The sequence below is a fragment of the Spirosoma pulveris genome (assembly GCF_054781875.1).
This window is the reverse complement of sequence record NZ_BAAGTO010000006.1, coordinates 178,987-202,847: the sequence shown is the minus strand read 5'-3', so window position 1 is coordinate 202,847 and position 23,861 is coordinate 178,987. Positions and strand designations below refer to the sequence as shown.

The 23,861-nt window shown below is 51.8% G+C and carries 23 protein-coding genes; 15 read left to right on the top strand and 8 right to left on the bottom strand.

All coding sequences use genetic code 11. The features are described 5' to 3' along the window. Positions 1-365: 365 nt before the first annotated feature. The 3 genes from ACYVJM_RS20560 to ACYVJM_RS20550 all read right to left on the bottom strand — a co-directional run bounded on the left by ACYVJM_RS20560 (position 366) and on the right by ACYVJM_RS20550 (position 3,140). The gene (locus tag ACYVJM_RS20560; RefSeq protein WP_461150256.1) at positions 366-1,103 is read right to left on the bottom strand and encodes an NADPH-dependent F420 reductase; all 738 of its coding nucleotides are present in this window, start codon (positions 1,101-1,103) and stop codon (positions 366-368) included. 96 nt (positions 1,104-1,199) lie between these two features. After that, complete coding sequence (locus tag ACYVJM_RS20555; RefSeq protein WP_461150255.1) at positions 1,200-2,387, bottom strand: M20 metallopeptidase family protein; 1,188 nt, start codon at positions 2,385-2,387, stop codon at positions 1,200-1,202. A 57-nt stretch (positions 2,388-2,444) separates the two neighbouring features. Then, positions 2,445-3,140 (bottom strand): RDD family protein, encoded by a 696-nt coding sequence (locus ACYVJM_RS20550; RefSeq protein WP_461150109.1) that lies wholly within the window; start codon positions 3,138-3,140, stop codon positions 2,445-2,447. A 171-nt stretch (positions 3,141-3,311) separates the two neighbouring features. Here ACYVJM_RS20550 and ACYVJM_RS20545 point away from each other — a divergent pair, with 171 nt between their 5' ends. From ACYVJM_RS20545 to ACYVJM_RS20505, 9 genes are all read left to right on the top strand, one after another. Continuing rightward, positions 3,312-4,259 carry a stage II sporulation protein M gene (locus ACYVJM_RS20545; RefSeq protein ID WP_461150108.1) on the top strand — a complete coding sequence of 316 codons (948 nt, stop codon included), beginning with the start codon at positions 3,312-3,314 and terminating at the stop codon, positions 4,257-4,259. Next, the gene (locus tag ACYVJM_RS20540; protein WP_461150107.1) at positions 4,252-5,142 is read left to right on the top strand and encodes a YciC family protein; all 891 of its coding nucleotides are present in this window, start codon (positions 4,252-4,254) and stop codon (positions 5,140-5,142) included. Before ACYVJM_RS20545 ends, ACYVJM_RS20540 begins: the two co-directional genes overlap by 8 nt. After that, positions 5,126-5,902: a DUF4129 domain-containing protein gene (locus tag ACYVJM_RS20535; RefSeq protein ID WP_461150106.1), complete on the top strand. Its 777-nt coding sequence runs from the start codon at positions 5,126-5,128 to the stop codon at positions 5,900-5,902. The genes ACYVJM_RS20540 and ACYVJM_RS20535 overlap by 17 nt, the downstream gene beginning before the upstream one ends. Positions 5,903-5,932: 30 nt before the next feature. After that, positions 5,933-7,117: a DUF4350 domain-containing protein gene (locus tag ACYVJM_RS20530; protein WP_461150105.1), complete on the top strand. Its 1,185-nt coding sequence runs from the start codon at positions 5,933-5,935 to the stop codon at positions 7,115-7,117. A gap of 112 nt (positions 7,118-7,229) precedes the next feature. After that, positions 7,230-8,219, top strand: a complete 990-nt coding sequence (locus tag ACYVJM_RS20525) for an AAA family ATPase (RefSeq protein WP_461150104.1) — start codon at positions 7,230-7,232, stop codon at positions 8,217-8,219. 104 nt (positions 8,220-8,323) lie between these two features. Next, positions 8,324-9,463, top strand: a complete 1,140-nt coding sequence (locus ACYVJM_RS20520) for a hypothetical protein (protein WP_461150103.1) — start codon at positions 8,324-8,326, stop codon at positions 9,461-9,463. Further along, positions 9,460-10,296 (top strand): tetratricopeptide repeat protein, encoded by an 837-nt coding sequence (locus tag ACYVJM_RS20515; protein WP_461150102.1) that lies wholly within the window; start codon positions 9,460-9,462, stop codon positions 10,294-10,296. The genes ACYVJM_RS20520 and ACYVJM_RS20515 overlap by 4 nt, the downstream gene beginning before the upstream one ends. A 25-nt stretch (positions 10,297-10,321) precedes the next feature. Next, entirely contained in the window at positions 10,322-11,338 is a 1,017-nt protein-coding gene (locus ACYVJM_RS20510; RefSeq protein ID WP_461150101.1) for a PDDEXK nuclease domain-containing protein, read from the top strand. Beyond that, on the top strand, positions 11,335-12,687 hold the full coding sequence (locus ACYVJM_RS20505; RefSeq protein ID WP_461150100.1) for a DUF58 domain-containing protein: 1,353 nt from the start codon (positions 11,335-11,337) through the stop codon (positions 12,685-12,687). Before ACYVJM_RS20510 ends, ACYVJM_RS20505 begins: the two co-directional genes overlap by 4 nt. Positions 12,688-12,767: 80 nt before the next feature. On the opposite strand, the gene ACYVJM_RS20500 is transcribed toward ACYVJM_RS20505, so the two are convergent. From ACYVJM_RS20500 to ACYVJM_RS20485, 4 genes are all read right to left on the bottom strand, one after another. Then, complete coding sequence (locus ACYVJM_RS20500) at positions 12,768-12,989, bottom strand: hypothetical protein (RefSeq protein WP_461150099.1); 222 nt, start codon at positions 12,987-12,989, stop codon at positions 12,768-12,770. A gap of 164 nt (positions 12,990-13,153) precedes the next feature. Next, on the bottom strand, positions 13,154-14,014 hold the full coding sequence (gene tatC, locus ACYVJM_RS20495) for a twin-arginine translocase subunit TatC (RefSeq protein WP_461150098.1): 861 nt from the start codon (positions 14,012-14,014) through the stop codon (positions 13,154-13,156). Positions 14,015-14,105: 91 nt separating this feature from the next. Next, positions 14,106-15,392 carry a serine hydroxymethyltransferase gene (locus ACYVJM_RS20490; RefSeq protein WP_461150097.1) on the bottom strand — a complete coding sequence of 429 codons (1,287 nt, stop codon included), beginning with the start codon at positions 15,390-15,392 and terminating at the stop codon, positions 14,106-14,108. A gap of 132 nt (positions 15,393-15,524) precedes the next feature. Further along, the gene (locus ACYVJM_RS20485) at positions 15,525-16,397 is read right to left on the bottom strand and encodes an AraC family transcriptional regulator (RefSeq protein WP_461150096.1); all 873 of its coding nucleotides are present in this window, start codon (positions 16,395-16,397) and stop codon (positions 15,525-15,527) included. Between the two features lie 140 nt (positions 16,398-16,537). Between ACYVJM_RS20485 and ACYVJM_RS20480 the strand changes: the two genes are divergently transcribed. Continuing rightward, positions 16,538-17,371 (top strand): phytanoyl-CoA dioxygenase family protein, encoded by an 834-nt coding sequence (locus ACYVJM_RS20480; RefSeq protein ID WP_461150095.1) that lies wholly within the window; start codon positions 16,538-16,540, stop codon positions 17,369-17,371. Positions 17,372-17,503: 132 nt separating this feature from the next. After that, complete coding sequence (locus ACYVJM_RS20475) at positions 17,504-19,603, top strand: protein-disulfide reductase DsbD family protein (protein ID WP_461150094.1); 2,100 nt, start codon at positions 17,504-17,506, stop codon at positions 19,601-19,603. 211 nt (positions 19,604-19,814) lie between these two features. On the opposite strand, the gene ACYVJM_RS20470 is transcribed toward ACYVJM_RS20475, so the two are convergent. Beyond that, a complete protein-coding gene (locus ACYVJM_RS20470; protein ID WP_461150093.1) occupies positions 19,815-20,813 on the bottom strand; it encodes a helix-turn-helix domain-containing protein in 999 nt (332 codons plus the stop codon). Between the two features lie 298 nt (positions 20,814-21,111). Here ACYVJM_RS20470 and ACYVJM_RS20465 point away from each other — a divergent pair, with 298 nt between their 5' ends. The 4 genes from ACYVJM_RS20465 (at position 21,112) to ACYVJM_RS20450 (ending at position 23,860) form a co-directional block, all read left to right on the top strand. Next, a complete protein-coding gene (locus ACYVJM_RS20465) occupies positions 21,112-21,522 on the top strand; it encodes a cupin domain-containing protein (protein ID WP_461150092.1) in 411 nt (136 codons plus the stop codon). A gap of 7 nt (positions 21,523-21,529) precedes the next feature. Continuing rightward, entirely contained in the window at positions 21,530-22,027 is a 498-nt protein-coding gene (locus tag ACYVJM_RS20460; protein WP_461150091.1) for a cyclophilin-like fold protein, read from the top strand. Between the two features lie 151 nt (positions 22,028-22,178). Further along, the gene (locus ACYVJM_RS20455) at positions 22,179-22,823 is read left to right on the top strand and encodes a (2Fe-2S)-binding protein (protein WP_461150090.1); all 645 of its coding nucleotides are present in this window, start codon (positions 22,179-22,181) and stop codon (positions 22,821-22,823) included. Next, the gene (locus ACYVJM_RS20450) at positions 22,820-23,860 is read left to right on the top strand and encodes an FAD binding domain-containing protein (RefSeq protein WP_461150089.1); all 1,041 of its coding nucleotides are present in this window, start codon (positions 22,820-22,822) and stop codon (positions 23,858-23,860) included. The genes ACYVJM_RS20455 and ACYVJM_RS20450 overlap by 4 nt, the downstream gene beginning before the upstream one ends. The last annotated feature ends 1 nt before the right edge of the window (position 23,861 follow it).

Below are 23,861 nucleotides of genomic sequence, written 5' to 3'. Positions count from 1 at the left end.
CGACCTGGTATGCCCAATGTTCGGGCCATCTGACCACGTTACCCCCAGCACTCTACCTTATTTAAAAATAAACCGGACGTTTTTTTTGAACGGCGACTGATCAGGAGAGAAAAGGCCTGAAACCTTTCATTTAACTAGTCCACGATTTTTCCCCTACTCATGGTTTTTGAGTGAAGAAGAAAGAGACTGTTAGCTATTAGGGGCATCATTAGTGACTGATCAATATTGTCCAGCCAATGCATTTTTAGGGTCCGATTACGGCTGGCACGATCTAAGATAAAAAAAGAGAAAGCCGCACCGGTAAGAACCGAGTGCGGCTTTCCGTGAAAGTCTGTGGTTTGAAGGAAAGCGGGATTGGTTGTTGGCTATTTCAGCTGGATACCCTGCGCTTCCATTTGCTTTTCAAGCGCAGCATGGTTGGCCAAAAACTGCGCGTGTTGCTGCTCCGTGCGCTCTGAACCCAGGCTTTCTAATTGTTGCCGTAGCTCACTGGCGGAAAGATCGGCTGCGTAGCAGGGTGTGCCGGGCTGTTGCCGCCATGATTCATGCAGACGACCATTATCCACCGCATCAAAGCCCAACTCCTCCACCAGGGCCATTACTTTTTGCTTGGCTGTGGGATCATCGCCGGCCACCGGCAGACCGATACGGCCGGGTGTACCAGCGGGCTGTCCCAAATTTTCAAGATGGTCAGCCAGGATATTGTTAAACACCTTTATAACAGGCCGGCCAAGGTGTTGCTGTACCCATTCGCTTTCAGTCAGCTCCCCCTGCTCTAGTTCGGCGATGTGTCCATCCCGCAACAAGGGATAGTAGTTGCTGGTATCAATAACGGGCACTTCAGCGGGTACACCCACGAACAAGTCTTTGGGTAGATCGGGAATATTTTTCAGTGGAATGGTCACCACGATGATTTCGCCGTAGTGAGCCGCTTCCTGGGAGGTAACGGGAGTAGCGCCGGTTTTTTGGGCCACCTCACCCAGTGTTTCAGGGCCACGGGAGTTGGCAATAGCTACTGAATGGCCGAGGCTCGTGAGCCGAACGGCAAGGGCACTGCCGATGAAGCCGGCGCCAATGATTCCTATTTTCATTTTTGGTACGATGAACGAGTTATAAGTCTGTGCTTCGTCCAGGTCCGGATTTTAACTCTGCGTTAAGCGAATTGTTTATCAGCCCCTAATTGGGAGGCCCAGCTCTACCTACACAACCCGCAACTCCTGCACCGCCAGCCAGCTCATCAGGCCCGCGCCGGTTTCCAATGAGGCTTCATCGATGTCGAACGTGGGCGTGTGAACCCCCGAGACGATACCGCGCGCTTCGTTGCGGGTGCCGAGCCGATAAAAACACGAATCGACAACTTGTGAATAGAAGGCAAAATCTTCGCCCGCCATCCATAGATCGAGGTCGACGATGTTTTCGGCACCCATGTACTCGACCGCCTGCGAACGCACGCGCCGGGTTAGTTCGGGGTGGTTTTTCAGGAATGGGTAACCGTGAACGATGGTAAACTCGCAGGAGCCGCCCATGGCTTCGGCGATACCTTCGGCCAGCTTGACCATACGTTTTTTACCCTCTTCGCGCCACTCTTCATTCATGCACCGGAACGTGCCCTGAATGGTCACTTCATTCGGAATAACATTCGTGACACCATCGGCAATGAACCGACCAAACGACAATACCGACGGGCTCGCCGGTGGCCGGTTGCGGCTGATGATCTGCTGTAAAGCAACAATAATATGAGAAGCGATCAGCACCGGGTCGACCAGGTTATCGGGCATGGCCGCATGGCCTCCTTTTCCGCGAACGGTCAGGTACAGCTCATCCGTACTGGCCATATACATGCCTTCGCGGAAGCCGATTTTGCCCACCGGGATATTCGGTGCTACGTGCTGACCGATCATACTTATGGGGGCCGGATTTTCGAGCACCCCTTCTTTAATCATGAGCGATGCGCCACCCGGTGCTTTCTCTTCGCCCGGCTGAAAAACGAGCTTCACCGTCCCGTCGAACTGGTCGCGCAGCACGTGCAGAATACGGGCCACGCCGAGCAGACTGGCCGTATGTGCATCGTGCCCGCAGGCATGCATAACACCGTCAACGGTCGATTTATACGGCACATCATTGGCTTCATGAATGGGCAAGGCATCCATATCGGCCCGAAGCGCAACAACCCGACTGCCGGCATTACGCCCTTCAATGATGGCGACAAGACCGGTATCAGCCACACCCTCCTGTGGAGTAATGCCAATGGCTTTGAGTTGATCGGCCACAAAGCGGGCCGTATTCCGCTCATGGAAAGAAAGTTCGGGATGCGCGTGCAGGTGTCGGCGGGTCTGGACAATATCGGCCGCGTACTGGCGGGCAAGGGATTTGATCGAATCGAGCATAAGTAGCGCGGCCGAAAAGCCGCCGTAATTGTTCATCAATGCGGCTTTCCAGCCGCGTTACTGCATGGTTATAAACTGATAATCGGAAACAACCGTTTCCAGAAAAGTCCAATTTGGCAAATCGCTCCGGATACCGGTTACCTCTTTAATTTTATCGGCCGTTCGCTGGATGGCCAGTTCATCGCCCTGACGAAGGATATGCCGGATAATGCCCATATCCCGGTCCGACAATAACCGTACATCAGGAAACCGGACTTCGTAGGTTTCGGGTAAGGGCTGCATCAGCACATCATCCAGCGAAACGGCCGGTTTAAGTTTCACGACAGTGGTTCCGGCAGCAATGTCGCCCAGCCGTTGCCCTCTTCCGTTGGCAGCCACCGTAATAATGGGCACCACACCGCCGAGAAAGCCTACGGATTCAACGATGCGCAGCACCCACCGGAGCAGATAAGCACCTATACCGGGCTGCGACCCATCCAGCATGACCACCCGGATACCCAGCGCAATCTTGCCAACACTCCGTCCGTTCAGCAGCCATTCGGACAGCAGATCGTAGAATAAAACGGGAGCCATCACCAGAATCGAATAGAACGTACCGGGCGTTACACTCAGCCTGGCAGGAATGCCAAAGACCAGCAGGATCCACCCAAAAATAACCAGGTAGTCGAGCATGGCAGCCAGAATTCGCTCGCCAACACTGGCCGGTTCGTATTCCAGTAAAACGTTCTGGGAGGTGTGGATGGCAACAGACATGCGCAGGAGTCGTGAGTCAAAGACCAAAAGTCGTTAGTAAGGCCCTTGCATCAAAAACTTTTCACAAAAAACCTGCTTATGGCTACATTGCATTTGCTAACTTAGCTGATGACCCTCTCCTGTTTTTACCGCCTGCTGCTCCATACCAATCACTAACCCGGTACGACTCTTATGCGCGAAGCTCTTTTCGTTAAACGCAATACGGACAAATGGCGCGACATCGAGCAAAACCCCACTCGCGACCCCGATGAGCTAACAGCCCGCTTCGTGGAACTGACCGACGACCTGTCCTACGCCCGCACCTTCTACCCCGACTCGAACGTAACGCGCTACCTCAACGGACTTGCGGCTCAGATGCACCGGGGCCTGATGCAGAACCGACGCGACGACCGCAGCCGGTTCATCACGTTCTGGAAATACGAACTACCACTTCTGTTTAAACAGTCGCATAAATTGCTGGTGGTATCGGCGGGTATCTTTCTGGCAGCGGGCATCCTCGGCTGGCTGTCTGCCGCACACGACAACACGTTTGTTCGGCTCATTCTGGGCGACGCGTACGTGAACATGACGCTGGAAAACATCAGCAAAGGTGATCCGCTGGGCGTTTACAACAGCAGCGATCAGTCGACGATGTTTGTTCAGATCACCCTGAACAACATTTACGTGGCCTTTCGAACGTTTATTTTTGGTCTGTTTGCTTCGTTTGGCACCATGGCGATGCTTTTTTACAACGGGGTTATGCTGGGGGCTTTTCAATACTTTTTCTATGAACGCGGGCTCCTCCTCGACTCCGTCCTGAAAATCTGGATTCACGGTACGCTCGAGATTTCGGCTATTATCATTGCCGGGTGCGCGGGCCTCACGGTGGGTAACAGCCTGTTGTTTCCGGGCACCTTCTCCCGGCTGGAGTCGTTCAAACGGGGCATCAAACAGGGGTTGAAGATTGCCGTCGGGTTGGTGCCGGTTTTCATCATGGCGGGCTTCCTGGAGAGTTTTGTCACGCGGCTAACCCTGCCGCCCCTTGTGAGCGGAAGTATCATTATGGTGTCAGCCGCTTTCATTATCTGGTATTTTGTTCTGTATCCTATCTCCCTTAACCGTACGATAAACCATGATTGAACTCTTCGAACAACGCGATTTCGGCAATAAGATCAATGCCACGTTTCAGTACGTTATTCAGAATATGCGCAGCCTTGGACTGGCGCTGCTTTACATTGTAGGACCGGTAGCCCTGGTGGCGGGTATTGCATCAGGTGTGATGCAGTCGAATATGCTGCATCTGATGGACGACCCGGACAACGCCAATCCCACCGATCCAATGGCTGCTTTTCGGATGATGGGCCAGGTCTTTTCGCCAACCTTCTGGGTAGCTATGCTGTTCAGTCTGCTGGCCAACGTAGCGGTTATTCTGACAACTTACACCCACATGAAACTTTACAACCGGACAAAAAGTACGGACATAAGCGTTCCCGAAATTTGGGCAGAAGTTCAGCCGGTAATCGGGCGGGCGCTGGTTATTTCGCTGCTGAACTCAATCATCATCGGTGTTGGATTCATGTTTCTTTTTATACCGGGTGTCTACGTGGCCATCGTTCTGTCGTTATCTCTGGCCGTTACGGTGTTTGAAGGAGCGGATTTCGGCACCACCTGGAACCGTTGTTTCAAGCTCATCCGCGACAAGTGGTGGTCTACCTTTGGGCTGATTCTGGTGATGGGTATCATTGTAACCATCATTGGCTTTCTCTTTGCCGCACCTACCGCCATTATCGCCTTTTTTACGGGGGCCAAACTGCTGCCTGATGTATCCGTTGTATGGCTTATTCTCGGCAATGTGATCAACATCGTAGGTCGAACTCTTCTGAACGTTATACTCTACGTAGCCATTGGCTTTCAGTACACAAATTTGATAGAACAGCAGGAAGGAAGGGGGCTGTTCTCGGCCATCGACTCCATTGGCACGTCAACAACCCAACCCCGTGCAACGGATGAAGGAGCGTATTGATGTACGAACGGTCTGGCTGGTAGTGTGCTGGCTTTGTCTACTCCTGCCGGGAACGTCGGCAGGAGTCTGGGCGCAGACGAAACGAGCTGATTCAACGGCAGTGAAACCCGCCGTAATTAATGCCCGCGACGACCGGGTTCCGATGCGTGTGCGCTACCCGGACCCGGACCATCTGCGCGACAAACAAACCGATCACGACTATCAATACGCCAATGAAGCCCCTCCCCCCGAAAATCCACTGGCCCGTTTTTGGGTATGGCTCCTAAGCAAAATAGGCCGTTTTCTGGCTAGCGAGGCTTATCAGAACGTATGGCAGTACGTTATTCTCACAGCCATTGCCGGTACGGCAATTTACCTGCTCATGAAGGCCGAAGTGCTGGGTTTTCTGTTTTCGAAGAAAGCACAGTCGGTCGATCTGGCATACGAGAATCTGGCTGAGAACATTCATGAGATCAACTTCGACACCGCCGTTGATGAAGCCGTTGGCCAGCGTAATTTCAGACTGGCCGTTCGCTTACTGTATCTGCAAACACTCAAGCAGCTGAGCGATACGGGCCGTATTCAGTACAAGCCCAATAAAACCAACCGGCAGTATGTCTATGAGTTGGCGAACTCATCGCTTCAGTCAGATTTTGAAAGCCTCACCCGGCAATTCGAGTTTACCTGGTACGGCGATTTCCCCATTGACGAAACTCAGTTTGCAGCCTTACGAACCAGCTTCAACTCGTTCAATCGGGCTAATAAACAAGTAACAACGTAAGAACTGACCGGCCATCCGGCACCCGAGCTTTTGCTAAAACCAAATAAATATCTGCTTATTCTGCTGGCTACGATAACGGCTTACTCACTCTTCGAGTACTACCGTCCGAAACCCATTGACTGGCGGCCAACCTACGAGAACGACGACAAAATTCCGTTTGGCACACAGGCGTTGTTCGAACTGCTGCCCGATGTCATAAAACCCTCGGCAATACACGAGACACGTTTACCGGTCTATAATTTCCTGACCGAAACGAAACTACCCGGACATAGTAATTATCTGCTTATATGCCAGAACTTCAACGCCGACCGGAATGATCTGAAACAGTTGTTCAGCTACGTCAGGCGGGGGAACAATGTATTTATCTCGGCCTATGACCTGCCCGATTCGTTGGGTAAAGTACTGGGGTTCAGAGCCGAGGTAAAAGAGCCGACCAGGGCCGATTCAACTCTGCGCCAGTACTTTGTCAACCCAGCCTTACAAAAGGCTGCCGGATATAATTTTACGTACGATGACGGGCGAAATTTTCTGCGAATAACCAAACCCGGCCAGATAACCGTACTGGGCCGAAATGCTCGTAAAGAACCGGTTTTTATTCGGGTACAGCTTGGGAAGGGACAGTTTTTCATTCATAACTTACCGTTGGCTTTTACCAATTATTACGTGCTGGGGCAGAAAACGTCGGATTATGCGTTTAAAGCGTTATCGTATCTACCCACTCAGCCAACTTACTGGGATGAATTCCAGAAACAGGGGCGATTCGATGAAGACCAGCAGTCTATCTTCCGGTATATCCGCTCGCAGACAGCCCTTAACTGGGCGTATTATCTGGTGGTGTTTGGTCTTATTTTTTACGCGATTTTCGCCGGAAAGCGGACCCAGCGAATTATTCCCGTTGTCGAACCACCCCGGAATACGTCGCTGGATTTCGTGAAGACCATCGGCCAGCTGTATTTTCAGCAGGGTGATCATGAAAACCTGGCCCGGAAGAAGATCCAGTATTTTCTCGCCGACATTCGCGAACGATACGGGTTAAACACGACGGTTCTGGACAAAGACTTTGCCGAAGCACTGGCGCAGAAAAGTGGAGCCTCACCAGACGAAACCGCTTATCTGGTGAGGCTCCTGCGCGAGGCCCAGAAGAGTATTTCGCTGTCGGAATACAATTTGATTACGTTAAATCAGGCAATGGAACATTTTAAACAAACTATCTGAACCGGGATTTCTATGATTTTTCTGACTGACTATGATTTTGCTTTCATAGAAAGCTTCTTACAGAAATCATAGTCAGTCAAAAAAATCATAAAAATCCCGGTTCTGACGCCCTATGGACTCCTTTCAAACGCGTATCGATCTTACTTCCCTGACTGCCTCTGTCGACGCTATCCGCGCCGAAGTCGGAAAGGTTATTGTTGGCCAGCATCAAACCATTGACCTGCTCCTGACGGCCCTGCTCGCCGACGGCCACGTGCTTATTGAGGGCGTACCGGGTGTCGCCAAAACATTGACCGCTAAGCTGCTGGCTAAAACCATGTCGGTGGGCTTCAGCCGGATTCAGTTCACGCCCGATTTGATGCCGTCCGATGTGCTGGGCAACTCCGTCTTTGTCCCCAAAACAGGCGATTTCATGTTTCGGCAGGGGCCAATTTTTTCTAATCTGGTGCTAATCGACGAGATCAACCGGGCTCCCGCCAAAACGCAGGCGGCCCTGTTCGAAGTGATGGAAGAGCGGCAGGTGACGAATGATGGCACGACCTACCCACTCGACGAACCGTTTATGGTGCTGGCCACCCAAAATCCCATTGAGCAGGAAGGTACGTATCGACTGCCCGAAGCTCAGTTGGACCGGTTTCTGTTCAAGATCGTTGTGGGCTATCCGGTCGGCAACGAGGAAACGGACATTTTGCGGGGGCATCACCAGCGGCAAAGTGCCGGTCGGCGCAACCTGAACGACGCATTGGATGCCGTTCAGCCCGTGTTAACCGCCGACCAGCTGGCCACCCTGCGCGGACTGGTACATCAGGTGCATGTAGAAGATAAATTGTTCGATTACATTGCGCAGATCGTACAGTCGACCCGAACCAACAAGTCACTGTATCTGGGTGCGTCGCCCCGCGCGTCGGTTGCATTGCTCAACAGCGCCAAAGCACTGGCTACCCTTCGGGGGCGCGATTTTATCACGCCCGAAGATGTTCAGGAATTAGCTCCGTCGGTATTGCGCCACCGCGTACTGCTCACCCCCGAGCGCGAAATGGAAGGCGGCACCGCCGATGAGGTCATTACCCAGCTCGTCCAGAAAATTGACGTACCCCGATGACTATCCCTCATACAAACAACCCTGAAAGGGTTGACTATTGATAACCCCGGATGCAATCCGGGGCAGATGCAGTCCCGGGCAGATGCAGTACAGATGCGTAATCCATGAAAAGCAGTCGACATACCCTCCACCCTATCCAGTCACCCCGTTGGTTGAGAGCGGGTCGATGGTGTCTGACTGGTCTCTATTTTTCACTGCTCATTCTGCACGCTTCACTGATCAAGGGGCAAACGCGGGAGCAGCTAACCGGTACCTGGATCGGCCTCCACACCGAAATGGGCACTGATTTTACCTGCCCCTTACCAACCTATATCAAGCTGAATACGGACAGTACCTATCAGTTGGGCGTGGTAGACGGTTCGGCCAACGCATTGACATCGACCTGGGCGATTGAGGGCGAACGGGTACGGCTCGACACCATTCATTTTGCCCCCCGGTTGGTAACGGCACAAGACGATCTGCTCCGTATCGGAACAACGTTTCCGATGGTTTTTCGCCGATTTACGGACATTCCTGTCGACTCGGCCAGTACATACCGGCAGCTGAGCGGACGCGTCTGGCAATCGAATAACCTAACCGTTTACCTGTACGCCAATGGCCGGGTAAGTCTGGAAAACCCGGCGACGAAGCAGCGTACGGCTCATTTCTGGCGACTGGCAGCGTTTGGCAACTCCGTCTTTCTGGTGATTTTCGGTAATCAACACAATAGCGAGGGAGGCTATAAACCGCTGTGGCAGATCACGAGCCTTCTGCCGAAACAGGTGCAGGCGATTGGCTGGAATAGTTGTTCGGTTGCAACGGAGACATTTCGGCTGGTACGCAACCTGTCGCCTGATGAACCCCTCCAGCCCGTGGGTTTTCAAACGTGTTCAGTCTGTTTTCAACCTTTATGGCAAACAACGCAGGTGAGCCATACATCCCGGCAGTATCAACTTCACCAGTTGCTGACCAAGTACTATCGACCCGTCAGTCAAAGAGAACAGTCCGGTTTACTGAACATAACATTTGTGGTGAACTGCGCCGGGCAAAGCGGCTTGTTTAACGTAAAAGGGTTTGGTGATGATTACTGCCCGAAAGCGTTCGATAGCCAGCTAACGGATCAACTACTGACCATCTGCCGGAACTACCTGACAACCAACTCATTTCTACACCCCGGCAAAGACCCGGCCGAACTCACCTACGACACAGCGGTGTCGCTCACGCTCCGGCTCAAAGACGGAGCCATAACCGATATTCTGCCATGAAGTACCTTATACCAAACATTCTCGTCCTTTGCCTTCTGGCAGGGTTGGCCCTGGCCCAGGATGGCGGGCAGTCTGTAAGGTGGACCTCGATCATGCTGGCGAATAACCGCCAGGCGATGGGCATTCCATTTTTCATGGGTGGACGTCGAGGTATGGTAGTAGATAAACCGGAAACGACCGAAACCTCGGTGCAACAGTACCGCAGCCAGGTTTTCACCTGTCTGACACAGAAAAACTACGAAGAAGCCACAGTATGGATGGAGAAGATGACCGGCAGCTACCCGAAAGAACACGGGTTCATTGGCGAAAACTATCTCTCCCGGCTGCACGACTACCCCCGCGCCCTGTCCCATTTGCAAGCCTACGATGCACTAACGGCCAACTTCGACGACATGATCGGGAATAACCCGGTCAGTTACCTGCTGGGGCTAGCGTACCGCGGCCTTGGAAACCATTCGAAAGCACTCTATCATTTCAGCGTCGGCATTGATTCACTGGCAACCAAGCACGGGGCGGAATGGGTCAACTACCGGCATTTTGTCAGCCGCGCAGTCAGCTATATCGCCATCAATCAGGCCGATAAAGCGTTAAGCGACCTCGATAAAGCGGCCAAGAATTATCCCAAGAGTGCGTTGGTGGCCTACCACAAAGGCATAGCTTATTTACAGCTAAACCGACTCACCGAAGCCCGAACGGCCTTTCAGGATGCGTCTTTCTTTTATAAAGCGTTACGCGCTGAGCGCACCGGCGATTATCAGGAAGATGACACAAATCCTATCTATGAAGAAGAAATAGACGAGGCCTTAAGTAAACTAAAACAATTAAAACCGTAACTTATGGTCTTAACCGTAAGACTTGATGAAAACCTTTTACGAAAGCATTCGGACTGTTCTGGACAGTGCCCGCCAAAATGCTTACAGAGCCGTTAATTTCGCCATGGTTGAATCCTATTGGCAGATCGGCCAGTTGATTGTTGAAGAAGAACAGCAGGGTAACAACCGGGCCGAATATGGCAGCGGTCTGCTCAAATACCTCGCCCAACGATTGACCACCGATTTTGGAAAGGGATTTGATGAACGTGAGATGCGACGAATTCGACAATTCTATTCAACCTTTCCAATTCGGGACGCAGTGCGTCCCGAATTGAGCTGGACTCATTATCGCTTGTTGTTGAAAGTCGACAACCCCGATGCCCGGGCGTGGTACATGGCCGAAACGGCTCAGCAGCAATGGAGTAGCCGGGCGCTGGAAAGGCAGATCAATTCGTTCTATTACGAACGTTTGCTAGCCACACGTGAGGCCGACCGACCCGATATCAAACGCGAAGCCGATGAAAAAACCCGCCCCCTCAAGCTGGAGCCCAAAGACATTTTGAAAGACCCTTACATTCTGGAATTTCTGGATTTGAAGCCCAACTGGAAGGTGTATGAAAAAGACCTGGAACAGGCTTTATTGGATAACCTACAAACGTTCATGCTGGAACTGGGTAAAGGCTTTGCGTTTGTAGCCCGACAGCAGCGTATGGTTGAGGGCGACGATAGTTTTCGGGTCGATCTGGTTTTCTACAATTATATGCTCCGATGCTTTGTACTGGTTGACCTTAAAATGGGAAAATTGACTCACCAGGAAGTTGGCCAGATGGATATGTACGTTCGTATGTACGAAGAGCAACACAAACAACCCGACGACAATCCGACCATCGGCTTGATTCTGTGTACGGAGAAGAATGAAACCGTAGCGAAGTATTCTGTCCTGAATGGAAGCCAGCAGCTGTTCGCGTCGAAGTATAGGCTGTACCTCCCTACCGAAGAGGAGTTAATGGCCGAAATTGAACGCGACAAACGGCTACTGGCCCAAAACCGTCAAACCGAATGAAAGTATTCCATCCGCTTTTCGTTGCCACGCGCCTGTGGTTTTTCCTTATCGCGCTGATCCTGCTTTTCGTGGCGGCCTATGCATTCCCCATTCTACTCCCGCTGGTTCAGGTGGCCTTTGCGGTCTTTGTTCTATTGATTGGCATTGATGGGTGGCTGTTGTTCCGACTTGGCCCGCGCCCCGGTATTTTTGCCCGTCGGGAAGTGCCGGATCGGCTGTCGAACGGCGACGAGAACCCGATTACGATCTACCTCGAAAATCAATACACGTTCGCGGCCCATCTGGAAGTGATCGACGAGATTCCGTTTCAGTTTCAACGGCGCGACGTGCTGTTTCGCGCTCGTTTGAATCCGCGCGAAACACGGGCTATCCGCTACGAACTCCGGCCAACCCGGCGGGGCGAATACAGTTTTGGCGCGGTTAACGTCTATGCGCTGTCGCCGTTGGGGTTACTGAAGCGACGGTATCAGTTCGAGCAGGGCAAACTCGTGGCCGTGTACCCGTCTTACCTGCAAATGCGGCAATACGAACTTCTGGCAGCTACCAACCGGCTCAATGAGGTGGGCGTGAAACGAATTCGGCGGATTGGCCACAGCATGGAATTTGAACAGGTCCGCCCCTACGCGACCGGCGACGATGTCCGGACTATTAACTGGAAAGCGACCTCCCGCCGAAGTGATTCTCAGGGAACGGCGTTGATGATTAACGCCTATCAGGACGAACGTTCGCAACCCGTTTACTGCCTGATCGACAAAGGCCGCGTGATGCAGTCGCCGTTTGATGGGCTGACGCTGCTCGATTACGCTATCAACGCCAGTTTGGTACTCAGCAATATCGCGCTTATGAAGCAGGATCGGGCCGGTATTTTAACCTTCTCCAATCACGTCGGCCAACTCCTTCCCGCCGACCGCCGGACAGGGCACATGCTGAGAATTCTGGAATTGCTCTATCGGCAGAAAACGCGCTTTCTGGAAACGGACTATGAGAGTCTGTATGCCAGCGTTCGAGCCAATATCCGCCAGCGGAGCCTGTTGTTATTGTTCACAAATTTCGAAACGGTCAATGCCATGCATCGGCAGTTGCCCTATCTGCGCCGGTTAGCCAAAGATCACCTGCTGCTGGTCATCTTCTTCGAAAACACCGAACTTCGCACCCTCCTCGACCAGCCCGCAGCCGATACGGAACAGATTTACCTGAAAACGATTGGTGAGAAATTCACCTTCGAGAAGAAACAGATTGTAAAGGAATTGGGCCAATACGGTATTCAAACCATCCTGACAGCCCCGCAGAACCTGACCGCCAACACCGTGAACAAGTACCTGGAGTTGAAAGCGCGAGGCATGATTTAGATTGTGGTGCAGTAGTAGACTGGTTGTGTAGTGGCCGTTTGCAGAACAACTAATTCAACAATCAACGACTCCATCAAGAACTAATTATCGCCTAGATTGCCCTTCACCGATTCGTAATTGGATTTTAGTCGGCCCATTTCTTTTGCCAGGAATGATTGAAGCTGACTGTTGAAATCGTCTTTTTCGGCATCAGGCAGCGAGTTATACAAGTCTTTCAGTTCCTGATTGATGGCCGCCCGTTCGGCGTCGGTAGCCGCGTTAATGGAACGGTAATGGTATTTTTTGAAATCGTACTGTGGCATCGTTTACTACTTTTTACGCTGGCAGATCGGCAAACACTGCCAGTAATGGAAGCTGAAACCCGTCAACCTTTATCGGTTCGGCGGGCTTTTTCATTAGTAAATATACGAATCCGTCAAAACAAAAAGGCCCTTCCACCAGGAAAGGGCCTCTCAGTATAAGCTGCTTATTGGGCTTTTTCCAGCTCTCGCTGTGCTTTCAGCCGCGCCTTCTCAATCCGTGCCGATACCAGAATACTTACTTCGTACAACAAGGTTAATGGGAGTGCCACTAAGACCTGACTGTAAATATCCGGCGATGGGGTGATGATACCCGCCACAACCAGAATTACGATCCAGGCGTGTTTACGATACTCGCGCATGTACTTTGGCGTCAGAACACCCACTTTCGACAATACGTAGGCGATCATCGGCATCTGAAAGATCAGGGCGCAACCCAGCGAAAGGGTAACAAGTATGCCAATGTAGGACGTGATGTCGAACTGGTTCTTGATTTCCGGCGTAATCTGGAAGTTAGCCAGGAAGTTGATCGCCAGGGGCGACACGATGAAATAGCCAAACAGAAGCCCCATCGTGAACAGCAGGGAAACAAAAAATACCGCACCCCGAGCAGCGTCCCGTTCGACATTACGCAGACCCGGTTTGATAAACCGCCACAATTCCCAGAAAGCATACGGGAAAGCGAAACAAAGACCAATAATTGCCGATGAGGTCATGGCCATCGTAAACTGATCGGATACGCCCAGCGACTGCAACTCAAAATTGAGCTTCTTCACGCACAGGTCGGTATAACCCGTTGTGTCGGCCAGCTTACACATCATCCGGTACGTCCAGAAGTTGGGGTTCTTAGGCCCCATAATCACGACGTCGAAAATTTCCTCAATGTAAACGAAAGCAATGATGGCAAACACAAAAATAGAAGCGACCGCACGGATAATGTGCCAGCGTAGTTCTTCCAGATGATCCAGGAAGGACATTTCTTTCCCTTCGGAGTCGATTTCTTCGTCAGTCAGTTGATCGAGAGGCATTGGTATTAGTAGTTAGGAGCGAGAAGTTAGGAGTGAGGAGCTGAGCGTGGACAACTCCCCGCTCCTGACTCCTCGCTTCTAACTCCTTAAACTAAGCATAGAGCGGAAATGCTTTCATCCACTCGTTGATTTCTTCTTTAACGGTTGCCAGTGTTGCTGCGTCGTCGTGGTTCATCAACACCTTGTCGATATATACGACAATTTGCTCCATGTCCGATTCTTTCAGACCACGCGTAGTCATCGCGGCTGTACCAACCCGCATGCCCGACGTTACCATCGGCGACTTATCGTCGAAGGGCACCATGTTTTTGTTGATGGTGATATCGGCTTTGATCAGCGTATTCTCGGCCAATTTACCCGTCAGACCTTTCGAACGCAGGTCGATCAGCATCAGGTGGTTATCTGTACCGCCCGAAATAATTTCGTAGCCCCGGCTCAGGAAAGCGTTGGCCATAGCCTGCGCGTTGGCTTTCACCTGAACGGCATAATCATAAAAATCGTCGCTCAGTGCTTCGCCGAAGGCAACAGCTTTAGCCGCAATAATATGTTCTAACGGTCCACCCTGCGTACCCGGAAATACCCCCGAATCCAGCAGCGACGACATCAGACGGGTTTCGCCCTTAATGGTTTTAATACCGAATGGGTTCTCGAAATCATTCCGCATCATGATGATACCACCCCGTGTGCCGCGCAGTGTTTTGTGCGTTGTGGTGGTAACGATGTGCGCATGGGCCAGCGGATCGTTCAGCAGACCTTTGGCGATCAGACCGGCCGGGTGCGATACGTCGGCCAGCAACAGGGCACCAATTTCGTCGGCAATGGCACGCAGACGGGCGTAATCCCAATCGCGGCTGTAGGCCGAGGCACCGCAGATCAAAAGCTTTGGGCGCTCGCGCTTGGCGGTTTCTTCAACCACATCGTAGTTGATAACACCGGTTTCTTTTTCGACCCCGTAGAACGTCGGGCGGAAATATTTACCCGAAATATTTACCGACGATCCATGGGTAAGGTGACCACCATGCGAGAGGTCGAAACCCAGAATGGTATCGCCGGGATGTAGACAGGCCAGGAATACGGCTGTGTTGGCGTTGGCACCCGAGTGCGGCTGTACGTTAACCCAGCTGGCACCGAACAGTTCTTTAGCGCGGTCAATGGCGATCTGCTCAACCTGATCGACCACTTCGCAACCGCCATAATACCGTTTGCCGGGCAGGCCTTCGGCGTATTTGTTGGTCAGGACACTTCCTGCCGCTTCCATAACGGCGGGCGACACGAAGTTTTCGGAAGCTATTAATTCAATACCCGACTCCTGCCGGTGTTGTTCTTTAGCAATTAGGTCAAATACCTGCGTATCGCGGGTGGTGGTGGCGGTCGTCATGCTACGAGCGTTTTTGTATTCGGTTCTTTTGATTCCGGACGGTTGTTCCGGCGAACCGGCAAACAACCAACTTAGTAGGATACAAAGGTACGGTAGAAAATGGTAGAATTTGCGGGAAATCCAACGAGTAAATTATCCTTTTCCTTTTGCCAGCGCCTGGTATTGAAAAGGGGTCATGCTGGTGTAGAGCTTAAACTGTCGGTGAAAGTGAGAGCTGTTGTTATACCCGCAGTCAAGACTCACCTGGCTCACACTTAGATCGCTTGCGGTGAGTAGCTTACGGGCGTGACTGATGCGCAATTCATTTAAGTACTCGACAAACGTCTTCCGGGTACGATTTTTAAAGTACCGGCAGAAAGCCGCCGGAGCCATGCCGGCAATCGAAGCAATGGTTTCTATGCGAATCTCTTCCCGAAAATGCAGCAGAACATATTCCAGCACCCGCTTCATTCGTTCCGTTTCGGCCACACCGGGAGCCAGTTGATAGCCGTCGCTGGCCAGTAGGTATGCTTCCTGATCGGTTGAGAGTTCGTTCAATATGGTTAGTAAACTCAGTACCTGAGGCAAGCCCGTCTGCTGCGGCAACTGCTCCAACAGTACACTGACGGACTGGCTCATGCCCGGACTAAAGCATAGGCCATACCGGGATCGTTCGAGTAGGTTGCGCACCGACTCCGCTTCAGGTACCATTGCCAACCCCCGCTCAGGAAACGTAGCCGGAAACTGCACAACGATGGATACGGCCTTCTGTACGGAATCAGCCTGGTAATAGTCATCATCATTTCGCCAGAAATGCGGCAGATCGGGGCCGAGCAATACCAGATCACCCGCCTGAAATGACTCGACATGGTCGCCCACAAACCGACGTCCGTGGCTTTTGGCAATATAGGTTAGTTCGTACTCAGGATGGTAGTGCCAGGGCGCATCGAAATAAGGTATTTGAAAGTGCCGCACAAGCAATGAGCTTTGCTCGTTGAACATCACCTTTTCAAAAAGGGCTTTCATAAACCACGCTATTTTAACATCAAAGAAAAACAATCAAAGAAAATCTTGTCAAAATTAGACATTAATTCGTAAAAACGCTGTCTTGATGGCCGGGATATGTTTTTTACATTTGTTCTATCAAAATTCTTAAACCTTAATGTATGGAAGCAATCATTGACAAAGAGACATTACTGAAGGAGCTGGATATTCCTTATTCGGTTAGTCAGGACGCCATTGCGTTCTACCAGGAGAAGGGCTATGTGAAGTTGAAAGATGTACTCAGTCCGGCTGTACTCGACTATTATGGCACCATCATAACCGATCTGGTCTTTAAGCTCAACACGCTCATTAAACCGATGGAGGAACGCACGACTTACGAGCGGGCTTTTCTCCAGATTATGAATCTGTGGCGCGAAGATGAGCAGGCGAAAGAATTCGTTTTCTCGAAACGTCTGGCCCGGATCGCTACCGATCTGATGGGCGTACAGGGGGTTCGTATCTACCACGACCAGGCGCTCTATAAAGAACCATCGGGCGGCATTACGCCCTGGCATGCCGACCAGTTTTACTGGCCGCTGGCATCACCCAATACCGTTACCGTCTGGATTCCGTTACAGGAAACACCCATGGAAATGGGGCCGCTGGCCTTTGCCGAAGGCAGCCAGATTGTCGAAATAGGCCGCGATGTAGAAATCAGCGATGCCAGCGAGAAAATCCTGGCCGAAGAACTCGCCCGGCAAAACTTCAACGTTCACGACACCCCGTTCGACCTCGGCGAGGTGAGTTACCACGCGGGCTGGACCTTCCACCGTGCCGGTCCGAACGTCTCTGATCGGCCGCGCAAAGTGATGACCATGATTTATATGGATAAAGATCAGGTCATTATGCAGCCCCGCAATAAATTCCAGGTAGCCGACCACGCCAAATGGCTCGATAATGTGGCGGTGGGCAGCCATCCGCAGGACGAACTGAATCCGGTGCTATTCAGCTATTGAGTATAAATTTTTGTGCTTTCTCCCGAAAACCCCGGCCCGCATCGGGGTTTTCTTGTGTAGTTACACCCGAAATGGAAATATTTTCGTTCAATTGCTGTTCACTCACCAAAACCATCACTTACCCAAAGCGGTATGAAATCATTTAGTACGCTTGTTGTGTGGCTGTTCATCAGTCTAACTGCACTGGCGCAAATACGTAAAGACCCAACCAGTTGGTCAGCCAAAGTCGATAAGCAGCCTGCTCAGGTTGGCGATGTTGTCAGTGTCCGGATTCAGGTCAGTATTGACCAAAACTGGCATGTTTACTCCAATGACCTCGATCCCAATATTGGTCCACTGCCCACTACGTTCAAGTTTCCGGCGTCCGATGCCTATACCCTTGTTGGTAAGGTAACACCCGTGGGTGTTCAGGAGGTTTATGAGGAAGTTTGGGGAGCTAAAGTGCGTCAATTTGAAAACAAAGCCGTTTTCATTCAGAAAGTTAAATTGCTTAAGCCAACAGCCACATTCTCCGGCACAGCCGAATACATGTCCTGCTCATCGAAAGATGGCACCTGCCTCCCTCCGGCAGAAGCCGACTTTTCCGTAGCAATCAACGCATCGTCGGCGGCTACAGCACCAGCGACTGCGACAACGGCATCAGCCCCGGCAGCCGCATCGACGGTTACGCCACCAACCTCCGAAACAGCCGTTGCGGCCACTACACCCACCGAAACCGAAACGAAGACGGCAGCCTTAACGGATGCTCAGGCTGACTCAAGCGTTTCAAAAGTGCTCACGCAACCGGAAGCAAGCGTCGAAGAAGGTACACCGGCCGCCAATGGCTCCCTATGGAGTTTTATGCTGGCCGCATTCCTGTCGGGTTTAGTCGCGTTGCTCACGCCCTGTGTGTTCCCGATCATTCCGGCTACGGTTAGCTTCTTCACCAACCAGCAGGGTGGTCAGTGGAAAGCGTTGCTCTATGGGGCGTTTATCATTGGCATTTACGTGCTGATCGGTACGGTAGTATCCCGGTTCAACGGCCCGGCATTCGCCAACTTCGTCAGTACGCACTGGCTGCCAAACATTCTGTTTTTCGCCATCTTCTTCATCTTCGGTCTTTCCTTCCTGGGTCTGTTCGAAATTGTATTGCCCAACTCGCTCATCAATAAAGCCGATGCTAAATCGGAGCAGGGCGGCATTGCCGGCATCTTCTTTATGGCATTTACGCTCGTGCTGGTATCGTTCTCCTGCACAGGGCCTATCGTCGGTAGTTTGCTGGTTGCTTCGGCGGGTGGCGAAGTGGTGAAACCTATTTTAGGAATGGCCGCTTTCTCCTCAGCATTTGCGATTCCGTTTACTTTATTTGCAGCCTTCCCGCAATGGCTGAAGAACCTGCCCCGGTCGGGTGGCTGGCTCAACTCGGTGAAAGTGGTGCTTGGATTTCTGGAACTGGCCCTGGCATTGAAGTTCCTGAGCATTGCCGATCAGGTATATCACTGGGGATTACTCGACCGGGAGGTGTTCCTGTCGCTCTGGATTGTGATTTTTGCCCTGATTGGCTTTTACTTCCTCGGCAAACTCCGCTTACCTCACGACAGCGAGACCAAGTACATCAGCGTGCAGAAATTGCTGCTGGCGATTATCACCCTCTCGTTCGTGGTATACATGATTCCCGGCCTCTGGGGCGCTCCGCTCAAAGCGTTGTCCGGTTATCTGCCGCCCGAAACATCGCAGGATTTTAATCTGACGAATCGACAAATAGCGGCAAATCCGGCCAATGCCCTGACCGAGACGCCTAAATACGCGAACCTGTTTCACCTGCCCCACGGCTTGCAGGGCTTCTTCGATTACAAACAGGCACTGGCCTATTCCAAAAAAGTCAATAAACCCATATTTATTGACTTCACCGGCCATGGCTGCGTCAACTGCCGCGAAATGGAATCCCGCGTCTGGTCGGATCCGGCGGTGATGTCGCGCTTGCAGAACGACTTTGTGGTAGTGGCCTTGTACGTAGACGATAAAACCGAACTACCCGAAGCAGATTGGTACACCTCGACTTACGACCAGAAGGTAAAGAAGACGATTGGTGCCCAAAACGCCGATCTGCAAATCACGAAGTTCAATAACAACGCCCAGCCCCACTATTGCCTGGTCAACAGCGACGGCAAATTGCTGGTATCCCCCAAAAATTACGACCGCGACATTTCGCATTTCGTAGCATTCCTGGATTCGGGAAAGGCTAAGTTTTAATGAATCGTGCCCATTAAGGCGTGGAGTCAGTTTCTTAAAGATGACAAGCCTGGCTTGTCATCTTTAAGAAACTGACTCCACAATAAAACAGCAGCGGTGTTACCGAGGAGTCCGGTTTATAAGCCGATACCTTCGTAACACCGCTGCTGTTTTCCCACCTCATGGCTGGGAGCGCGCCGAAAACCCTCTCCAATAAACCAGGCTTAACGCTTCAGAACACAATTAATTCGGGCTTGCCGGGCTGCGCTACGCCTTCATAGTCCGGGGAAATGGGGGAGCGCCGGAACTCGTTAGGCGTTACGCCCACGTACTTTTTGAAAAACTGGCTGAAATTAGGCTGGTCGGCAAAGCCAATGATTTGGCTGATTGCCTGTAAGGTCCAGTCTGTCTGGACCAGTAGTGCCTTACTTTCCTCTAACAGGCGATTTTTAATGAGTGAACTGATGGGTTGCCCGGTATGCTTTTTCACCAGCCCATTCAGGTAACTCGGATTAAGGTTCAGTTTCTCGGCGTAGTCTTTGGCCGAGCGCATCCGGATCGGATTATCCAGATTGGCCAGGTTCGTTTCTTTTTCGAGCAGTTCGAAGAATGCGTAGACATGGTGGTAATCGCTGGTTATTTCGCCGGTGGGCGCGTAATCCGTCCCCTTAAGACTTTCAACCATAATAAGCTGGACATAGGCCTGCATGGCTTCTTCGGCTAGTGGGTCGCCCGTGGCCGCTTCGGCCCTCATCTGAGTTAACAGACCGTGAATCATCCGGGTCGATTGCTCGGAAAGCCTCAGTATTTTCTTCTCGGTGAAAAACCGATACCGATCGATGATCAGTTTCAGTGAAGGGTGCTGATCGAGGTACCGCTTTTTAAACATGCAGAAAATCCCTCCGCCCACCGTAGGGCTCGCGTTGCGCCAGCACACTATTTCATTCGGGTGCAAAAAAAGAATAGTCCGCTCGTCAATGAAATATTGATGTTTGCCCATTGTTTTTAGCCCGGTGCCGCTGGTCATGAGCATGATCTTGTAGAAATCGCGCCGATTAGGCGACAGATAGTTGTCGCAGCCGCTTTTCTCCCGATCAACGATCTTTATGTTCCAGTCTTCATAGTACAGTCTGCTTACGGGCGTTGTGCCAGGGGGCAGCAGCGATGGCATATCGTACACCATCGTAATGGGCTGCGGGTCACCGATCTTCCGGTGCGGTCGTGTTTTCATAACAGTAAGGGGCTTATCTCTCGATGAACACGTGTCAGGGCAGTAGCTCTATTCGTCGGACTCACAGGCTATAACGCCGGAACAAAGCCTTTGATACACCAAATCCCGGCAACTCATATTTTATCGCAAAAGTGCGATTTTCATAAAAAATGCACTGGTTTCGCTATAAGATCGCCCACACGGTTTGGATAGCTTTGCCTTAAAACTCAACCGTATGAAAACACAAAGTAGAACGTTGGGACAATTCGTCACCTACTTCCTTTTAGGTACGTTACTCTTACAACTTACACATCCAGTTATGGCACAGTCAGCGAAACCAATCAGCCCGCAGGCGCCAACACAGGGGCCTGCGGCCAACTTTACCGGTACCGTACGGGTAACAACACTAGCGGGTCCCAACGCCCAAACCGATTGTGTTGTCAGCCAGGTCACTTTTGAGCCAAAAGCGAAAACGGTTTGGCATACGCATCCCAACGGCCAGATACTGCTGGCGACCCACGGCACAGGTTATTATCAGGAAAAAGGGCAGCCCCTTCAGGTTTTTCACGAAGGTCAGTCGGTCACTATAGCATCCGGGGTGGAACACTGGCATGGCGCGGGCCCAAGCGGGAAGTTTACACACATTGCCATCAACCCCAACGTGAGCAAAGGGGGCGCCGTCGACTGGTTACAGCCCGTTACAGAGGAAGAATACAACGCCCTTCATTGAGAAAAAGATGGCTGCTTCTACCCCACTGCCGCTCATCCTGTTTTTCATAGGTATCATGGCTTGTAAACCGGACGAAAACTCCTTTTCCAAAGCGGCCGATACACAACAAACGGACACTACAATGAGCGATAAACCCATTGGCAGTACGATAAAGATCAGGATTGGGTCTCAAACGTTCAACGCCACGCTTCTCGATAAACCAACCGTTACGGCGTTCAAAGCCCGGTTGCCACTGAGCGTTTCCATGCTTGACCTAAACGGTAATGAGAAGTATTTCAATTTCTCAAAAGACCCGGACGCGGGACCGCTGCCGACTAACGCATCGAACCCCGGAACGATCCAAACGGGCGACCTGATGCTGTATGGATCGAACACGCTGGTCCTTTTCTATAAATCCTTTTCTACATCCTACAGTTATACAAAGATGGGACGAATCGATAACCCGGCGGGGCTTGCTGCCGCCCTGGGTTCCGGCAATGTAACAGTAACCTATGCGGTGGAGTGAACCCGTTGCCGTTAACGAAAAATGTAGGTTAATACGGATCGTTTTGATCGCTTAAGACTGCCTGAAAATAGTTTTTACCAGTCCTGAAATCCATAAATCCTTTGGAAAGGACTTACGGATTTCAGGACTGGTTTTTAAACCAACTGACGTTATGCCTGAACACGAACATTTTGGTGAATTAGACTCTTCTGATTCATCCCGACGAAACTTTTTAAAGCAATCCTCGGCGCTGGCTGCGCTGGCACTGACGCCACCAACCGCAATAGCCGCAGTTGACCACGGCCTTGATGAAAAAATGGCGGTGGCTTTCGAGCAGATGCCGCTTCAGGTCAACATCAACGGCACGATGCAGCAGTTGTCCATTGAGCCAAGGGTCACCCTGCTCGACCTCCTGCGCGAACAACTTCACCTGACCGGCACCAAAAAAGGGTGCGACCACGGCCAATGCGGAGCCTGTACGGTTCACGTCGACGGTACCCGCGTTAACGCCTGCCTGACACTGGCCATGACCACCGAAGGCTGCCAGGTAACAACCATTGAAGGCCTCACGAATGGCGACCCGGCAACTGCCCAATTACACCCCATGCAGGAAGCCTTTATCAAACACGACGGTTTTCAGTGTGGTTACTGCACGCCCGGCCAGATCATGTCGGCAGTGGCTTGCATCCGCGAAGGGCACGCCAATAGCCCGGACGAGATTCGGGAATACATGAGCGGCAACATCTGCCGATGCGGAGCGTATGCGAACATTGTCGATGCCATCATGGATGTAAAAAAGGGAGGAACCAAGGTATGAATCCGTTTCAGTTTACGCGGGTCACGACCCCCAAAGCCGCCATTTCGGCGATCACCAAAGAGAGCGGCACGTACTTTCTGGCCGGTGGCACCAACCTCATCGACCTGATGAAACGCGAGGTCATCATTCCTGAACGGCTGGTCGATATCAATAAGCTGCCACTGGCAACGATTGAAAAAACAGCAACTGGTTTACGGATCGGGGCCATGGCCAAAAACTCAACAGTGGCCGATAACGAGCTGGTGAAGAAACACTTTCCGCTGTTGTCGCAAGCCCTTAATGCGGGTGCCTCGGCGCAGCTCCGGAATATGGCCACAGTGGGCGGCAACATGATGCAGCGCACCCGGTGCCCGTATTTATATGATACGTCGATGCCCTGCAACAAGCGAAGTCCGGTTCAGGCCGGACCCGATAAAGGACGTGCTAACGGGCCGTCCGGTTGTGGAGCCATTGGCGGACACAACCGAATGCACGCCATCTTTGGAACCGAAACGGGGCAATCCGGTCGATCCGAAAAATGCATTGCCGTTCACCCCAGCGATATGTGTATTGCACTTGTAGCACTGGACGCGACAGTGAACGTGTCGGGACCCAAAGGCGACCGTACCATTCCGTTCAGCAATTTCCATCGGCTTCCCGGCGACATGCCGGAGAAAGACAATACCCTGCAACCCGGCGAACTGATCATGTCGGTGGATTTGCCAACGAACCGGTTTGCCGACAATTCGCACTACCTGAAAGTGCGGGATCGGGCGTCGTATGCCTTTGCCCTGGTCTCAGTAGGCGTCGGGCTGGATATTAAACGGAACACGATTCAGGATGTTCGGCTGGCAATGGGTGGGGTTGCTCACAAACCGTGGCGACTAACGGCGGCTGAGGAATTTCTAAAAGGCAAACCCGCTACCGAAGCCAATTTCAAACAGGCGGCCACACTGGCTATGCAGGGCGCAAAGGGCTATGGTGAAAATGATTTCAAGCTGACACTAGCCCCTAACTCAATTGTTGACGCGCTCAAAACCGCCACTAAAAACGCCTGAT

What these genes read in the sequence shown, in the direction of transcription:
- ACYVJM_RS20545 (WP_461150108.1), top strand. Translation starts at nt 3,312, where the DNA reads ATGCGCGAAGCTCTTTTCGTTAAACGCAATACGGACAAATGGCGCGAC.
- ACYVJM_RS20475 (WP_461150094.1), top strand. Translation starts at nt 17,504, where the DNA reads ATGAAATCATTTAGTACGCTTGTTGTGTGGCTGTTCATCAGTCTAACT.
- ACYVJM_RS20465 (WP_461150092.1), top strand. Translation starts at nt 21,112, where the DNA reads ATGGCACAGTCAGCGAAACCAATCAGCCCGCAGGCGCCAACACAGGGG.
- ACYVJM_RS20540 (WP_461150107.1), top strand. Translation starts at nt 4,252, where the DNA reads ATGATTGAACTCTTCGAACAACGCGATTTCGGCAATAAGATCAATGCC.
- tatC (WP_461150098.1), bottom strand. Translation starts at nt 14,014, where the DNA reads ATGCCTCTCGATCAACTGACTGACGAAGAAATCGACTCCGAAGGGAAA.
- ACYVJM_RS20520 (WP_461150103.1), top strand. Translation starts at nt 8,324, where the DNA reads ATGAAAAGCAGTCGACATACCCTCCACCCTATCCAGTCACCCCGTTGG.
- ACYVJM_RS20510 (WP_461150101.1), top strand. Translation starts at nt 10,322, where the DNA reads ATGAAAACCTTTTACGAAAGCATTCGGACTGTTCTGGACAGTGCCCGC.
- ACYVJM_RS20470 (WP_461150093.1), bottom strand. Translation starts at nt 20,813, where the DNA reads ATGAAAACACGACCGCACCGGAAGATCGGTGACCCGCAGCCCATTACG.
- ACYVJM_RS20550 (WP_461150109.1), bottom strand. Translation starts at nt 3,140, where the DNA reads ATGTCTGTTGCCATCCACACCTCCCAGAACGTTTTACTGGAATACGAA.
- ACYVJM_RS20450 (WP_461150089.1), top strand. Translation starts at nt 22,820, where the DNA reads ATGAATCCGTTTCAGTTTACGCGGGTCACGACCCCCAAAGCCGCCATT.
- ACYVJM_RS20480 (WP_461150095.1), top strand. Translation starts at nt 16,538, where the DNA reads ATGGAAGCAATCATTGACAAAGAGACATTACTGAAGGAGCTGGATATT.
- ACYVJM_RS20505 (WP_461150100.1), top strand. Translation starts at nt 11,335, where the DNA reads ATGAAAGTATTCCATCCGCTTTTCGTTGCCACGCGCCTGTGGTTTTTC.
- ACYVJM_RS20525 (WP_461150104.1), top strand. Translation starts at nt 7,230, where the DNA reads ATGGACTCCTTTCAAACGCGTATCGATCTTACTTCCCTGACTGCCTCT.
- ACYVJM_RS20490 (WP_461150097.1), bottom strand. Translation starts at nt 15,392, where the DNA reads ATGACGACCGCCACCACCACCCGCGATACGCAGGTATTTGACCTAATT.
- ACYVJM_RS20535 (WP_461150106.1), top strand. Translation starts at nt 5,126, where the DNA reads ATGAAGGAGCGTATTGATGTACGAACGGTCTGGCTGGTAGTGTGCTGG.
- ACYVJM_RS20460 (WP_461150091.1), top strand. Translation starts at nt 21,530, where the DNA reads ATGGCTGCTTCTACCCCACTGCCGCTCATCCTGTTTTTCATAGGTATC.
- ACYVJM_RS20455 (WP_461150090.1), top strand. Translation starts at nt 22,179, where the DNA reads ATGCCTGAACACGAACATTTTGGTGAATTAGACTCTTCTGATTCATCC.
- ACYVJM_RS20500 (WP_461150099.1), bottom strand. Translation starts at nt 12,989, where the DNA reads ATGCCACAGTACGATTTCAAAAAATACCATTACCGTTCCATTAACGCG.
- ACYVJM_RS20555 (WP_461150255.1), bottom strand. Translation starts at nt 2,387, where the DNA reads ATGCTCGATTCGATCAAATCCCTTGCCCGCCAGTACGCGGCCGATATT.
- ACYVJM_RS20515 (WP_461150102.1), top strand. Translation starts at nt 9,460, where the DNA reads ATGAAGTACCTTATACCAAACATTCTCGTCCTTTGCCTTCTGGCAGGG.
- ACYVJM_RS20485 (WP_461150096.1), bottom strand. Translation starts at nt 16,397, where the DNA reads ATGAAAGCCCTTTTTGAAAAGGTGATGTTCAACGAGCAAAGCTCATTG.